Source organism: Xanthomonas sp. F10 (assembly GCF_014206815.1).
Lineage (GTDB): Bacteria > Pseudomonadota > Gammaproteobacteria > Xanthomonadales > Xanthomonadaceae > Xanthomonas_A > Xanthomonas_A indica.
In genome coordinates, this window is the sequence record NZ_JACHNP010000002.1 from 55931 (window position 1) to 71109 (window position 15179).

The 15179-nt window shown below is 70.7% G+C and carries 8 protein-coding genes; 7 read left to right on the forward strand and 1 reads right to left on the reverse strand.

What is annotated here, in order from left to right:
* The first annotated feature begins 35 nt into the window (after positions 1 to 35).
* From xylB to FHR56_RS11850, 3 genes are read left to right on the forward strand one after another with little or no spacing between them, the layout of a single operon-like run.
* The gene (xylB, locus tag FHR56_RS11840; RefSeq protein WP_160945693.1) at positions 36 to 1529 is read left to right on the forward strand and encodes a xylulokinase; all 1494 of its coding nucleotides are present in this window, start codon (positions 36 to 38) and stop codon (positions 1527 to 1529) included.
* 42 nt (positions 1530 to 1571) lie between these two features.
* A complete protein-coding gene (xylA, locus tag FHR56_RS11845) occupies positions 1572 to 2906 on the forward strand; it encodes a xylose isomerase (RefSeq protein WP_160945692.1) in 1335 nt (444 codons plus the stop codon).
* Between the two features lie 22 nt (positions 2907 to 2928).
* A complete protein-coding gene (locus FHR56_RS11850; protein ID WP_160945691.1) occupies positions 2929 to 5481 on the forward strand; it encodes an exo 1,3/1,4-beta-D-glucan glucohydrolase in 2553 nt (850 codons plus the stop codon).
* 14 nt (positions 5482 to 5495) lie between these two features.
* Here the strand turns inward: FHR56_RS11850 and FHR56_RS11855 are convergent, their stop codons facing one another.
* The gene (locus FHR56_RS11855) at positions 5496 to 6554 is read right to left on the reverse strand and encodes a LacI family DNA-binding transcriptional regulator (RefSeq protein ID WP_160945690.1); all 1059 of its coding nucleotides are present in this window, start codon (positions 6552 to 6554) and stop codon (positions 5496 to 5498) included.
* Between the two features lie 111 nt (positions 6555 to 6665).
* Between FHR56_RS11855 and FHR56_RS11860 the strand changes: the two genes are divergently transcribed.
* From FHR56_RS11860 to FHR56_RS11875, 4 genes are read left to right on the forward strand one after another with little or no spacing between them, the layout of a single operon-like run.
* On the forward strand, positions 6666 to 8810 hold the full coding sequence (locus FHR56_RS11860) for an alpha-glucuronidase family glycosyl hydrolase (RefSeq protein WP_160945689.1): 2145 nt from the start codon (positions 6666 to 6668) through the stop codon (positions 8808 to 8810).
* Entirely contained in the window at positions 8807 to 10786 is a 1980-nt protein-coding gene (locus FHR56_RS11865) for a sialate O-acetylesterase (RefSeq protein ID WP_160945688.1), read from the forward strand. The genes FHR56_RS11860 and FHR56_RS11865 overlap by 4 nt, the downstream gene beginning before the upstream one ends.
* Complete coding sequence (locus FHR56_RS11870; protein WP_160945687.1) at positions 10786 to 12477, forward strand: glycoside hydrolase family 43 protein; 1692 nt, start codon at positions 10786 to 10788, stop codon at positions 12475 to 12477. The genes FHR56_RS11865 and FHR56_RS11870 overlap by 1 nt, the downstream gene beginning before the upstream one ends.
* Positions 12477 to 15173: a glycoside hydrolase family 3 protein gene (locus tag FHR56_RS11875; RefSeq protein ID WP_237473028.1), complete on the forward strand. Its 2697-nt coding sequence runs from the start codon at positions 12477 to 12479 to the stop codon at positions 15171 to 15173. The genes FHR56_RS11870 and FHR56_RS11875 overlap by 1 nt, the downstream gene beginning before the upstream one ends.
* Positions 15174 to 15179: the final 6 nt, after the last annotated feature.

Sequence of the window (15179 nt, forward strand, 5' to 3'; positions counted from 1 at the left end):
TAGCGCTAACTTAGGGCGGGTACGAAGTGGAAGACATGCAACTGGTGGCCGGAATCGATGCGGGAACGCAAAGCCTGAAGGTCGTGGTCTACGACCCGGTCGGGCGCAGCGTCGTGGCCAGCAGCACCGCGCCGCTGGAGTTGGAGGCCGCCGCCGACGGCAGTCGCGAACAGCGGCCGGCCGACTGGGTCGTCGCCATGCAGGCCTGCTTCCGGGCGATCGATCCTTCGCTGCGGTCGCGCCTCGGCGCGCTGGCGGTCTCGGGCCAGCAGCACGGCTTCGTTCCGGTCGATGCGGCAGGCGAGGTGCTGGCACCGGCCAAGCTGTGGTGCGACACCAGCACCTCGGCCGAGTGCGTGCAGATCATGGACGCAGTCGGCGGCACGGCGCGCACCATCGCACTGGCGGGCAATCCGATCCTCACCGGCTACACCGCGTCCAAGCTGCCGTGGACCAAGACCCACCGGCCCGAGGCCTATGCGCGCCTCGCCACCATTCTGCTGCCGCACGACTACCTCAACTTCGTGCTCACCGGCCAGCGCTTCTGCGAATACGGCGACGCCTCGGGCACGGGCTGGCTGGACGTGCGCACGCGCACCTGGTCGACCGAGCTGCTGCGCGCCACCGATCCGCAGCGCGATCTGGCGGAGTGCCTGCCGCGCCTGGCCGCACCCGATGCCCTGTTCGACATCGACCCGGCCGCGGCCAGCCTGCTCGGCGTGCCGGCGACGCTGAAGGTCGCCGTCGGCGGCGGCGACAACATGATGGCGGCCATCGGCACCGGCTGCGTCGTGCCCGGTCGCCTGGCGATGAGCCTGGGCACCTCGGGCACCTTGTTCGCCTATTCCGACACGCCGGTGGTCGACCCGGACGGCGCGTGGGCCGCGTTCTGCTCCTCCACCGGCGGCTGGCTGCCGCTGATCTGCACGATGAACTGCACCGTGGCGACCGAGCAGGTCGCCGCCGCGTTCGGTTTCAGCACCCGCGACGGCGATGCGCACCTGCACGCCACCGCGCCCGGTGCCGATGGACTGGTGATGCTGCCGTTCCTCAATGGCGAGCGCACGCCGGACCTGCCGCTGGGCAAGGGCGTGCTGGCGGGCTTGGACACCACCAACATGACCCCGGCCCATCTCTATCGCGCGGCGATGGAAGGGGCGACGTACAGCCTGAAGTACGGCTTCGACGCGTTCGTGCGTGCCGGCATGCACTTCGAGCGCATCGTGCTGACCGGCGGCGGCAGCAACAGCGGCGCGTGGCGGCAACTGGTGGCCGATGTGTTCGGCCTGCCGGTGGACGTGCCCACGCAGCCGGAAGGCGCGGCGTTCGGTGCGGCCTTGCAGGCGCTGTGGGCCGTGGGCCTGGCACGCGGCGATGCCGCCTCCATCGCCGACATCGCGCAGCGGCATGTGGCGGTGGATCCGCAGCTGTCGGCCCGCCCGGATCCGGCGCGCACCCAGGCCTACGCCGCGGCCTATGCGCGTTTCCTGCGTCATCTCGACGCCCTGACGCCGCTGTTGCGCGGCTGACCTTCCGTTTCGCACCCCTCCCACCACGACAGGACCACGCACATGCACACCCAACCCTTCATCGGCGCCAAGGAATACTTCCCCGGCATCGGCCGCATCCCCTTCGAAGGCCGCGGCTCGGACAATCCATTGGCCTTCAAGGTCTATGACGCCAACAAGGTCGTCGGCGGCAAGACCATGCAGGAACATCTGCGCTTCGCGGTCTGCTACTGGCACACCTTCTGCAACGCCGGGCAGGATCCGTTCGGCCCGGGCACGCGCCACTTCCCCTGGGAGGTCGGCGCGCCGATGGCCAGCGCCGAGGCCAAAGTGGATGCGGCGTTCGAGTTCTTCACCAAGCTCGGCGTGCCGTACTGGTGCTTCCACGACATCGACCTGGCGCCGGACGCCGACGATGCCGGGCAGTACGAAAAGAACCTCAAGCACATGGTCGGCCTGGCCAAGGCGCGCCAGGACGCGACCGGGATGAAGCTGCTGTGGGGCACGGCCAATCTGTTCTCGCATCCGCGCTACATGAACGGTGCCGCGACCAATCCCGATTTCGCCGTGGTGGCGCGCGCCGCGGTGCAGGTGAAGGCGGCGCTGGAGGCGACGGTGGAACTGGGCGGCGAGCATTACGTGTTCTGGGGCGGCCGCGAAGGCTACGCCTCGCTGGTCAACACGCAGATGAAGCGCGAGCTCGAGCACTTCGCGCGCTTCCTCACCATGGCGCGCGACTACGGCCGCAGCATCGGCCTGAAGGGCAACTTCCTGATCGAGCCCAAGCCGATGGAGCCGATGAAGCACCAGTACGACTTCGACAGCGCGACGGTGGCGGGCTTCCTGAAGGCGCACGGCCTGGACAAGGATTTCAAGCTCAACATCGAGGCCAACCACGCCACGCTCTCCGGCCACACCTTCGAACACGACCTGCAGGTCGCGGCCGACCATGGCCTGCTCGGCAGCATCGACGCCAACCGCGGCAATGCGCAGAACGGCTGGGATACCGACCAGTTCCCCACCGACCTGTACGACACCGTCGGCGCCATGCTGGTGGTGCTGCGCCAGGGCGGGCTGGAGGGCGGCCTGAACTTCGACGCCAAGGTGCGCCGCGAATCGACCGACCTGGAGGATCTGTTCATCGCCCACATCGGCGGCATGGACGCCTTCGCCCGCGGATTGGAAGTGGCCCATGCGCTGCTCAACGAGTCGCCCTGGGAACAGTGGCGCCAGGAGCGCTACGCCAGCTTCGACAGCGGCGCCGGTCAGGAATTCGCGCGTGGCGCGCTCGGCCTCGCCGAGCTGGCGGGGCTGGGCGCGAAGGCCGGCGAGCCGCAGCAGATCAGCGGCCGGCAGGAGCGCTACGAGAACCTGATCAACCAGTACCTGCTGCGCTGAGCGCGGCGGCAAGGAGAGCGCCGTGACCGACACCCATTCCGCACGCCATACCGGCGCACTGCTGGCCGCACTCCTGCTCGCGCTTGCCGTGTGCGAGGGCGGCGTCCAGGCCGCGGCGCCCGCCCGCGCGGAGGCCAGCGCCTGGCCCAACGTGACCTGGCCGCTGCCCGAGGATCCCGCGCTGGAGAAGCGCCTCACCGACCTGATCGCCACCATGACGGTGGAGGAGAAGGTCGGCCAGCTGGTGCAGGGCGACATCGGCAGCCTCACACCGGAGGACGTACGCAAGTATCGATTGGGGTCGATCCTGGCCGGCGGCAACTCCGATCCCGGCGGCCGCTACGATGCTGCGCCGGCCGAATGGCTGGCGCTGGCCGATGCGTTCTATGCGGCGTCGATGGATACGTCGCAGGGCGGCAAGGCGATTCCGGTGCTGTTCGGCATCGATGCGGTGCACGGGCAGAGCAACATCGTCGGCGCCACGCTGTTCCCGCACAACATCGGCCTGGGTGCGACCCGCAACCCGGCGCTGCTGCGCCGCATCGGCGAAATCACCGCGCTGGAGACCCGTGCCACCGGCATGGAGTGGACCTTCGCGCCGACCGTGGCGGTGCCGCAGGACGACCGCTGGGGGCGGACCTACGAGGGCTATTCGGAGTCGCCCGAGGTGGTGGCCAGCTATGCCGGTGCGATGGTCGAGGGACTGCAGGGCAAGGTCGGAACACCGGCGTTTCTCGATGGCCGCCACGTGATCGCCTCGGTCAAGCACTTCCTGGGCGATGGCGGCACCACCGACGGCCGGGACCAGGGCGACACCAAAATCGACGAAGCCGAGCTGGTACGCATCCACGCCGCCGGCTATCCCCCGGCGATCGCCGCGGGCGCGCAGACCGCGATGGCCTCGTTCAACAGCGTCAACGGCGAAAAGATGCATGGCCACAAGGCGTACCTGACCGATGCGCTGAAGGGCCGCATGCACTTCGGCGGTTTCGTGGTCGGCGACTGGAACGGCCACGGACAGGTCAAGGGCTGCACGCCCACCGACTGCCCGGCCACCATCAATGCCGGCCTGGACATGGCCATGGCCTCGGACAGTTGGAAGGGCTTCTACACCACCACGCTGGCGGCGGCCAGGAACGGCACCATCTCCCCGCAGCGCCTGGACGATGCGGTGCGCCGGATCCTGCGGGTCAAGATGCGGCTGGGCCTGTTCGAGGCGGGCAAGCCGTCGGCGCGCGCGGTCGGTGGCCAGTTCGCGCTGATCGGTGCGCCGGCGCATCGCGCAGTGGCGCGGCAGGCGGTGCGCGAGTCGCTGGTGCTGCTGAAGAACCAGGGTGGCGTGCTGCCGCTGTCGCCGAAGCAGCGCATCCTGGTGGCCGGCGACGGCGCCAACGACGTCGGCAAGCAAGCCGGCGGCTGGACGCTGAACTGGCAGGGCACCGGCACCACCCGCAAGGACTTCCCGAACGCGGACACCATCTACGAGGGCCTCGCGCAGCAGGCCAAGGCCGCCGGCGGCGAGGCCGTGCTTTCGGTCGACGGCAAGTACACGACGAAGCCGGACGTGGCCGTTGTGGTGTTCGGAGAAAACCCGTATGCGGAGTTCCAGGGCGATCGGCCGACCCTGGCCTACAAGCCGGGCGACGACACCGACCTGGCGTTGATCAAGCGGCTCAAGGCCGACGGCATTCCCGTGGTCGCGGTGTTCCTCAGCGGACGCCCGCTGTGGGTCAACCGCGAACTCAATGCCGCCGATGCCTTCGTGGCGGCGTGGCTGCCGGGCTCGGAAGGCGCCGGTATCGCCGACGTGCTGTTGCGCAGCCCGCAGGGCGGCGTGCAGCACGACTTCAAGGGCAAGCTGAGCTTCAGCTGGCCGCGCACGGCCACGCAATACGCCAACAACGTGGGGCAGAAGCACTACGACCCGCTGTTCGCCTTCGGCTACGGCCTGCGCTATGCCGACAACGGCGATCTTGCCAAGCTCTCGGAGGTGTCCGGCCTCACCGGCAACGAAGGCGCGGCCGGGGTGTTCTTCGCCCGCGGTGCGGCCGGCCCGGGCATGGCCTTGCGCCTGGAAGGCAGCACCGGGCAGGGCGTAACCGTCACCCGCGTGCCGGAATCGCTCGACGGCGCGCTGTTGAAAGTCACCGGCGTGGATCACCTGGCGCAGGAAGATGGCCGCCGCCTCGCCTGGTCGGGCCGGCGCGAAGCGGTGGTTGCGCTGCAGTCGCATACGCCGCTGGACCTGCAGCGCGAGAGCAACGGCGACCTGATGCTGGTGACCACGCTGCGGGTGGACACCGCACCGCAGGGCCAGGCGTGGCTGACGGTCGGCTGCGGCAGCGGCTGCACGGCGCGGGTGGCGATCGGGCCGACGCTGGCAGCCCTGCCGGTGGGCCAATGGACGCGCGTGGGCGTGCCGCTCAAGTGCCTGGCGGCGGCCGGCGCGGATCTGGGCAAGCTCGATCGCCCCTGGGCGGTGGCGACGGCGGGCACGATGACGCTCTCGGTGTCGCGGGTCGCGCTCGGTGCGTTGAACGAAGCGGAGACGACCGTCGCATGCCCGAGCGCGTGAGCCCGCGTCCTGCGCTAGCGCCCCTTGGGTGGACTGGCGACCGAACCGCGCAGCACCAGCCGGTGCGGAACCACGTGGTCGCTGGACACGCGCGCGTCGTCGCGCTTGTGGCGGATGCTGCGCAGCAGGATGTCGATGGCGGCATCGGCCATCGAGGCGATCGGTTGATGGATGGTGGTGAGTTCCGGCCACACGGTGGTGGCGGCCGAGGTATCGTCGAAGCCCACCACCGACAGGTCGCGCGGCACCTCCAGGCCGCGCCGGTGCGCGACCGAGATCGCCGCCGCGCCCATGTCGTCGTTGCTGGCGAAGATCGCGGTCGGCGGCCGCCGCTGCGACAGCAGTTTCTCGGTGGCGGCCAGCCCGGATCGATAGGTGTAGTCCCCCTGTTGGACCAGGCCGGGTTCGACCTGCAGCCCGGCCTCCTGCAGGGCGGTGACGAAGCCCTCGTAGCGCCGCGCGCTGGCACTGAGGTCCTGGCGGCCGCGGATGAAGCCGATGCGCCGGTGGCCCTGTCGGATCAGGTGCTCGGCCATCTCCTTGCCCGCATGGAAGTCGTCGATGCGCACGCAGGAGATCGCGTCGCTGAGCCGCCCAGCGGCGATCGCGACCACCGGGATGCCGGCCTTGACCAGCTCGGTCACCGCCGCCTGCGACTCGCACAAGGGCGGCGGCAGGATGACGCCGTCCACGCGCCCGCCCAGGGCCCGCGCGGCCTTGCGCTCGGCGTCGGGGTCCAGGTCCTCCCAGTAGTGGATGACCAACTGGATGGCGGCGTTGGAGGCGACGCGCAGCAAGCCGACCAGCAGCTCGCGCAGGTAGGCGCCGCTGGGGTTGGTGTAGATCAGGGCGATGCGCGTGTGCTGCGCGGCGGCCAGCGAACTGGCGGCCAGGTTGGGCGTATAGCCCAGCTCGCGCACCGCGCGCAGCACGCGCTCGCGGGTGGCATCGCGCACCTTGCCCTGATTGATCGCGCGCGAGACGGTCATCGGCGAGACCCCGGCCAGGGCGGCGACCTCGTCGATCGTCACCCCGCTGGTCTTGCGGCGGACCGCTTTCTTCGGCTTGTCCAAAACGCGTTCCCTTTGCTCTTCTTGACGCTGCCGCGCCGCGGGCACGCCGTCAGCTTACAAGGTTTGCTGGCGGCGCTTGGGCGCCGTATCCATGTCATTCGGTGTCACCGGATGGCGTGCGTTGCCATAGCACTGATGGTCTGCGCGGGCAGCGTGCGCGCGGAAAATGGCGCGGCGCTGTGGATGCGTTACGTGCCCTCGCAAGGCACCGCGCGCGCGGCGGACGCGCGCGTGCGGCTGGACGAGGTCGTGGCGCCGGAGCGGACGCCGATGCAGCGCGTGGCGCGCGACGAACTGGTGCGTGGCTTCACCGGCCTGCTGGGGCGCGCGCCGGCGATGCGGGCCGCGGCGACCGGCGACCACGCCGTGGTGCTGGGCACGCCGCAGTCGACGCCAGCGCTTGCGCCGTTCCGCGAGGAGATCGCGGCGCTGGGCGAGGAGGGCTATCTGCTCAAGCGCGCCCGCATCGATGGGCATGCGGTGTTGCTGGTGGTCGCGCGCCGGGACATCGGCGTGCTGTATGGGGTGTTCCATCTGCTGCGGCTGGTGCAGACCGGCGCGTCGCTGGACGCGCTGGAGGTGCGCGAGTCGCCACGGATCCAACTGCGCGTGCTCGACCATTGGGACGACCTGGACGGCCATGTCGAGCGCGGCTATGCGGGCCGCTCGTTGTGGGACTGGCAGAGCCTGCCGGAGTGGCGCGACCCGCGTTACACCGACTACGCGCGCGCCAATGCCTCGATCGGCATCAACGGCACGGTGCTGAACAACGTCAACGCCAACGCGCAGAGCCTGGCGCCGGCCTACCTCGACAAGGCCGCGGCGCTGGCGGACGTGTTCCGGCCCTACGGCATCCGCGTGTACCTGAGCGCGCGCTTCAGCGCGCCCATCGAGCTGGGCGGGCTGAAGACCGCCGATCCGCACGACCCGGCCGTGCAGCGCTGGTGGCGCGACAAGGCCGACGAGATCTACGCGCGCATTCCGGATTTCGGCGGCTTCCTGGTCAAGGCCAATTCGGAAGGGCAGCCCGGCCCGCAGGACTATGGCCGTTCGCATGCCGACGGCGCCAACCTGCTGGCCGATGCGCTGGCGCCGCACGGCGGCGTGGTGATGTGGCGGGCCTTCGTCTACGCCCACGACGTGCCGGTGGATCGCGCCATGCAGGCGTACACCGAGTTCGTCGGCCTGGACGGCGCCTTCCGCCCGAACGTGATCGTGCAGGTCAAGAACGGGCCCATCGACTTCCAGCCGCGCGAGCCCTTCCATCCGCTGTTCGGCGCCATGCCGCGCACGCCGCTGATGCTGGAGTTGCAGATCACCAAGGAGTATCTCGGCTTCGCCACGCACCTGGTGTACCTGGGGCCGCTGTACGAGGACGTGCTGCAGGCCGACACCCACGCCCGCGGCGCGGGCTCCACGGTGGCGGACGTGGTGGATGGATCGCTGGAAGGCCACGCCCTGACCGGCATCGCCGGCGTCGCCAACATCGGCAACGACCGCACCTGGAGCGGCTCGCACTTCGACCAGGCCAACTGGTATGCGTTCGGCCGTCTCGCCTGGAATCCGCACCAATCCGCCCGCGCCATCGCCGCGGAATGGACGGCGATGACGTTCTCGCCGGCGCCCGAGGTGGTGCAGCCCATCGTCGGGATGATGATGGGCTCGCGCGAGGCGGCGGTGAACTACATGACCCCGCTGGGCCTGCACCACCTGATGGCGCGCGGCCACCACTACGGCCCCGGCCCCTGGGTGGACGGCGGCCCGCGCGCGGACTGGACGTCGGTGTACTACCACCGTGCCGACCGCGATGGCATCGGTTTCGATCGCACTGCGCGCGGCAGCAATGCGGTGAGCCAGTACGCGCCCGAGGTGGCGGCCGTGTATGGCGACCTGGCGCGGGTGCCCGAGCCGTTGCTGTTGTGGTTCCACCATGTGCCGTGGGACCACCGCATGGCCTCCGGAAGGCCATTGTGGGACGAACTAGTCGGGCGCTATACGCAGGGCGTGCGCCAGGTGCAGGCCATGCAGGCCACCTGGGACGGCCTGCGCGGCAAGGTGGATGCCGAGCGGCATGCGCAGGTGGCGGCCTTCCTGCGCATCCAGCTGCGCGAGGCGCAGTGGTGGCGCGATGCCAGCGTGGCGTACTTCCAGTCGGTGAGCGGGCGGCCATTGCCTGCAGGCGAAACCGCGCCGCCGCACCCGCTGGCCTGGTACCAGGCCCTGCAGTTTCCCTCCGCACCCGGAGATGGACGATGAAACCGACAACGTGGAGCGGCCGGCTGCTGGCGATGGCCTTGGCGTGCTGCGCAATCCCCTGCATGGCGCAGCACGGGGCACCGCCGCTGTTGCACCCGCTGTTCCAGGATCACGCCGTGCTGCAGCGCGACCGGCCGATGCCGGTCTGGGGGCACGCCGCGCCGGGTGCCACGGTGTCGGTGACCTTCGCCCGGCAGTCGGTCAGCGCACGCGCCGATGCCGACGGCCGCTGGCGCGCCACGCTCAAGCCCATCGCCGCCGGTGGACCTTACGACATGACGGTGCGCGCGGGACAGGAGCGCCAGGTCGTGCGCGATGTGCTGATCGGCGATGTCTGGCTGTGCTCAGGGCAATCGAACATGGAGCTGCCGGTGTGGCGCGCGCTGGATGCGAGCCGCGAACTGGCCGCGGCCACGCAGCCGAGCATCCGCCTGTTCGCCGTGCCCAAGGCCGCGGCGGTCACGCCGCAGGAGGCGTTCGCGGCTGCGGTCGCGTGGCAGCCCGCATCGCCGCAGACGGTGCGGGAATTTTCCGCCGCCTGCTTCTACTTCGCGCGCGAACTGCAGAAGACGGTCAAGGTGCCGATGGGGCTGATCCAGGCGGCCTGGGGTGGTGCGCGGATCGAGGCCTGGACCAGCGCCGACGCCCTGCGTGCGCAGGGCGGCATGGACGCGGCGCTGGACGTGCTGGCGCTGTACGCCACCGACCCCGTGGCCGCGAGCGCGCGCTGGGGCCGACACTGGCAGCAGTGGTGGGGCACACGCGCCGGCGCCAAGCCGGGCGATACGCCATGGCAACCCGGCGCTGACCGCACCGGATGGCAGGATGCACCGGCGGCGCTCGGGGCATGGGAGCGCTGGGGCGTGCCGGCGCTGGCCGACTACAACGGCATGGTCTGGTACCGCACGCAGGTCACCCTCACCGCCGCGCAGGCGGCGCAAGGCGCTCGGCTGGTGCTGGGGCCGGTCGACGAGACGGACATGACCTGGGTGAACGGGGTGGCCGTGGGCAGCCAGAACGCGCCGAGCGATCCGCGCCGGTATGCGCTTGCGCCCGGCCTGTTGAAGGCAGGCCGCAATACGGTGGTCGTCAATGTGCTGGACACCTACGGCGAGGGCGGGCTGGCAGGCCCCGCGAGCGCCCAGGCCGTGGAGCTGGAGGACGGCACGCGGATCGGGCTGGACGCGCCCTGGCAGTACCGCGTCGCGCCCGATCCGCAGTCACCGCCGCTGGCGCCGTGGCATGCGGCCTCCGGCATGTCGACGCTGTACAACGGCATGATCGCGCCGCTCGGGGCGTACGGCCTGCGCGGAATGCTGTGGTACCAGGGCGAATCCAACACCGGCGACGGTGCGGCCTACGCGACGCGGCTGCGTGGCTTGCGCGATGACTGGCGCCGGCAGTTCGGCGCAACGCTGCCGTTGCTGGTAGTGCAGTTGGCCGGCTACGGTCGTCCGCCGCAGGCGCCGACGGAGAGCGGCTGGGCGCAGGTGCGCGAGGCGCAGCGGCGCGTGGCGGCAGAAGATCCGCACAGCGGGCTCGCAGTGGCCATCGACATCGGCGATGCCTACGACATCCATCCGCCGAACAAGCAGGAACTGGGGCGACGCCTGGCACAGGCGGCACGCCATGTGGTCTATGGCGAACGCGCGCTGGCCCCGTCCGGTCCGACGCCACGCGCGGCATCGCGCACGCAGGGCACGGTGCGGATCGCGTTCGACGACGTCGTCGGGACGCTGGTTACGACCGGTGCGAACGGTCCCATCGGCTTCGAACTCTGCGATACGCAGGCGCAGCACTGTACGTATGCAGACACCGCCCTGGACGGGCGCACCGTGGTCCTGCGCAGCCCGCAGGCCGCAACCGCCACGCGCATCCGCTACTGCTGGGCCGACGGCCCGGTCTGCACGCTGGGCGACAGCTCCGGCGCGCCGGCGGGGCCGTTCGAACTCTCCCTTCCTGCAGAGGTTCCCTGATGCGTGCGCTGCTTGCCATGGCCTTCCTGCTGCTGTCCGCGGCGCTGCAGCCGCTGCGGGCCGCGCCCGCGCCGCCGGTCTACTTCGACTGGTTCGACTACGCCGGGCGCGACGCGGCCTTCGAGGCGCCGCTGCCCGCCGGGCATTACCGCAACCCGATCCTGGCCGGCTTCCATGCCGACCCCAGCATCGTCCGCGCGAACGGGCGGTTCTACCTCGTCAATTCCAGCTTCACCTACTTCCCCGGCATCCCAGTGTTCGAGAGCGCCGACCTGGTGCACTGGACGCAGATCGGCAACGTGATCGACCGGCCGACGCAGCTGGACTTCGACGGCCTGAGCGTGTCGCGCGGCATCTTCGCACCGGCCATCGCCTACCACGACGGCGTGTTCTACGTGGTCACCACCGCCGTGGACAGCGGCGGCAACTTCATCGCCACCGCGCGCGATCCCGCCGGCCCCTGGTCGGACCCGCACTGGCTGCCGGGCATCGGCGGCATCGACCCGTCCTTGTTCTTCGATGAAGACGGCCGCGTCTACCTGCTCAACAACGACGTGCCGCCCGGCCCGGCGCGCTACGACGGCCACCGCGCGATCTGGATGCAGCAACTCGACCTGGCGACCTTCACCCCGGTAGGGCCGCGCAAGGTGCTGATCGATGGCGGTGTGGAGCCGGCGAAGAACCCGATCTGGATCGAGGGGCCGCACCTGTATCGACGCGACGGCTGGTACTACCTCTCCGACGCCGAGGGCGGCACCGGGCCGCAGCACTCGCAGGTGGTGCTGCGCAGCCGCGACGTGTGGGGGCCTTACCTGCCGTACGCGGGCAATCCCATCCTCACCCAGCGCGACCTGCCCGACGCTCGGCCGCTGCCCATCGCCAATGCCGGGCATGCGGATCTGGTGGAGGGGCCGGACGGCTCGTGGTGGGCGGTGTTCCTGGCCAGCCGCACCTACGACGTGCGCCACTACAACACCGGGCGCGAGACTTATCTGCTGCCGGTGCAGTGGCGCGACGGCTGGCCGGTGATCCTGCCGGCCGGGCAGGCCATCCCGTATGCGGTCAAGGCGCCGTCGTGGATGCAGGGCGCGGCGTCGCAGGCGCCGTCCACCGGCAACTTCGCCGAGCGCGACGACTTCGACGCACCGACGCTCGGCCGCGGCTGGTTGCGCGTGCGCGTGCCCAAGCAGGACTGGGCGGATCTGCGTACGCGTCCGGGCAGCCTGGCCGTGCATCCGCTGCCGGAGAACCTGGACACCTTGCGCAATCCCGCGTTCCTGGGGCGCCGCCAGCAACACCTGCGGTTCGAGGCCAGCACCGCACTGACGCGGCCGGCGACGGGCGTGGCGGCGGGGCTTGCGGCGTTCCAGAACGAGGACTGGTGGTACTTCCTCGGCGTGCGCCGTGTGGGCGGCGGTCGCGTGGAGGTGTTCCTCGAAGCGCGCGAAGGCAAGGGCGCGATCAGGACCATCGCGACCCGCGAGGTGGACGCGCCCGGCGCGCTGCGCCTGAAGATCACGGGCGACAACGGCACGTATGCGTTCGCGTTCGACACCAGCGCGGGGCAAGGCTGGCAGACCCTCGCCGACGACGTCGACGGGACGGTGTTGAGTACCGATCGCGCAGGCGGCTTCGTGGGCGCCCTGCTCGGTCCTTTCGCGCGCGACGAGCGCACCTCCAGGAGCAAATGATGACGCGCAGCCCCTCCCTTCCGACCGGTCGCCGTGGCCGCCTGTTCCGTGCGCTGGCCCTTTGCGCCGCCGCCACGCTGGCCAGCGCCGTCCACGCCGAGGACAGCAAGCCGTGGCAAGACACCTCGGCCAGCTTCGAGGACCGGGCGGCCGCGCTGGTCGCGCAGATGACCCTGGAGGAGAAAGCGGCACAGATGCAGAACGCCGCGCCGGCGATCGAACGCCTGGGCGTGCCGGCCTACGACTGGTGGAACGAGGCGCTGCACGGCGTGGCGCGGGCCGGGCAAGCCACCGTGTTTCCGCAGGCCATCGGCCTGGCCGCCACCTTCGACGTGCCGTTGATGGGGCAGGTGGCCACCACCATCAGCGACGAGGCGCGCGCCAAGCACCACCAGTTCCTCCGCGAGGGCGCGCACGGCCGTTATCAGGGGCTGACCTTCTGGTCGCCGAACATCAACATCTTCCGCGACCCGCGCTGGGGCCGCGGCCAGGAAACCTACGGCGAGGATCCCTACCTCACCGCGCGCATGGGGGTGGCCTTCGTGCACGGACTGCAGGGCGACGATCCGGTGTACCGCAAGCTCGACGCCACCGCCAAGCACTTCGCCGTGCACAGCGGCCCGGAGGCCGACCGCCACCACTTCGATGCGCGTCCCAGCAAGCGCGACCTCTACGACACCTACCTGCCGGCGTTCGAGGCGCTGGTGAAGGAGGGGCAGGTGGACGCGGTGATGGGGGCCTACAACCGGGTGTACGGCGAGTCCGCCAGCGCCAGCCGGTTCCTGTTGCGCGACGCGCTGCGCCGCGACTGGGGCTTCAAGGGGTATGTGGTGTCGGACTGCTGGGCCATCGTCGACATCTGGAAGCATCACCACCTCGCGCCCAGCCGCGAGGCGGCCTCCGCGCTGGCGGTCAAGAACGGCACCGAACTGGAGTGCGGCCAGGAGTACGCCACGCTGCCGGCGGCAGTGCGCCAGGGGCTGATCGGCGAAGCGGAGATCGACGACGCGGTGACACGCCTGTTCACCGCGCGGATGCGGCTGGGCATGTTCGATCCGCCCGAACGCGTGCGCTGGGCGCGGATCCCCGCCTCGGTGAACCAGGCGCCCGCGCACGATACGCTGGCTCTGCAGGCCGCGCAGGAATCGCTGGTGCTGCTGAAGAACGACGGCGTGCTGCCGCTGTCGCGCGAGCTCAAGCGCATTGCCGTGGTCGGCCCGACCGCCGACGACACCATGGCCCTGCTCGGCAACTACTTCGGCACCCCGGCGGCGCCGGTCACCCTCCTGCAAGGCATCCGCGATGCGGCCAAGGGCATCGAGGTGCGCTATGCGCGCGGCGTGGATCTGGTCGAAGGGCGCGACGATCCGAGCGCCACGCCGCTGATCGAGCCGACGTATCTGCGGCCCTCGGCGGACTCGCCGGAACGCGGCCTGCGCGGCGAATACTTCCGCACGCCCGATCTGTCGGGCACGCCGGCGCTGGTCCGCACCGATGCCCAGATCGGCTTCCGCTGGGACCGCGGTTCGCCGACGGACAACCTGCTGGCCCGTGGCGAAGCGGGACCGGGGCAGGGCATTCCCAACGATCATTTCAGCATCCGCTGGAGCGGCCAGCTGCTGCCGCCGGTCTCGGGCCGCTACCGGATCGAGGCGGCCGCCGACGACGGCTTCCGTCTCTACGTGGACGGCAAGCTGGTGCTGGACCACTGGACCGACAGCGACCGCATGCGCGCCGACGGCGTGGACCTGGACCTGCAGGCGGGCCGCGCCTATGCGGTGAAGCTGGAGTACTACGACGCCGAGCGCGACGCCGGTGTGCGCCTGGGTTGGCGCATGCCCGGCGCCAAGCCGCCGTTCGAGGAGGCGCTCGATGCCGCGCGCAACGCGGACGTGGTGGTGTTCGTCGGCGGCCTGACCGGCGACGTCGAGGGCGAAGAGATGAAAGTCGACTATCCGGGCTTCGCCGGCGGCGACCGCACCGACCTGCGCCTGCCCGCGCCGCAGCGCACTCTGCTGGAAGCGCTGCACGCCACTGGCAAGCCGGTGGTGATGGTGCTGACCGGCGGCTCGGCAATGGCGGTGGAATGGGCGCAGGCGCATCTGCCGGCGATCCTGATGAGCTGGTATCCGGGGCAGCGCGGCGGCACCGCCGTGGGCCAGGCGCTGTTCGGCGAGGTCAATCCCGCGGGGCGCCTGCCGGTGACGTTCTACCGGGCGGACCAGGCGCTGCCGGCGTTCGACGATTACGCGATGGAAGGCCGCACCTACCGCTACTTCCGCGGCACGCCGCTGTATCCGTTCGGCCACGGGCTGTCGTATACGCGGTTCGACTACGCCAAGCTGCGCCTGGACGCGCCGCGTATCGCCGACGATGGACGCCTCACGGTGCAGGTGGAGGTGGCCAACACCGGCAAGCGCGCCGGCGACGAAGTCGCGCAGTTGTACGTGCGGCGGCTGGCAGCCGCGCCCGGCGATGCGCAGCAGGCGCTGCGTGGCTTCCAGCGTGTGCACCTCGCCCCTGGCGAGCGGCGGACCCTGACCTTCGAACTGGACGCGCAACAGGCGCTGCGTCAGTACGACGATGCGCGCGGCGCCTATGTCGTGCCGGCGGGGAGCTACGAAGTGCGGATCGGCGGTTCCAGCGCCGATGCCCGCGTGCGCGGGCGCTTCACCGTGGAGGCGCGCCGTGACTGAGCCCCG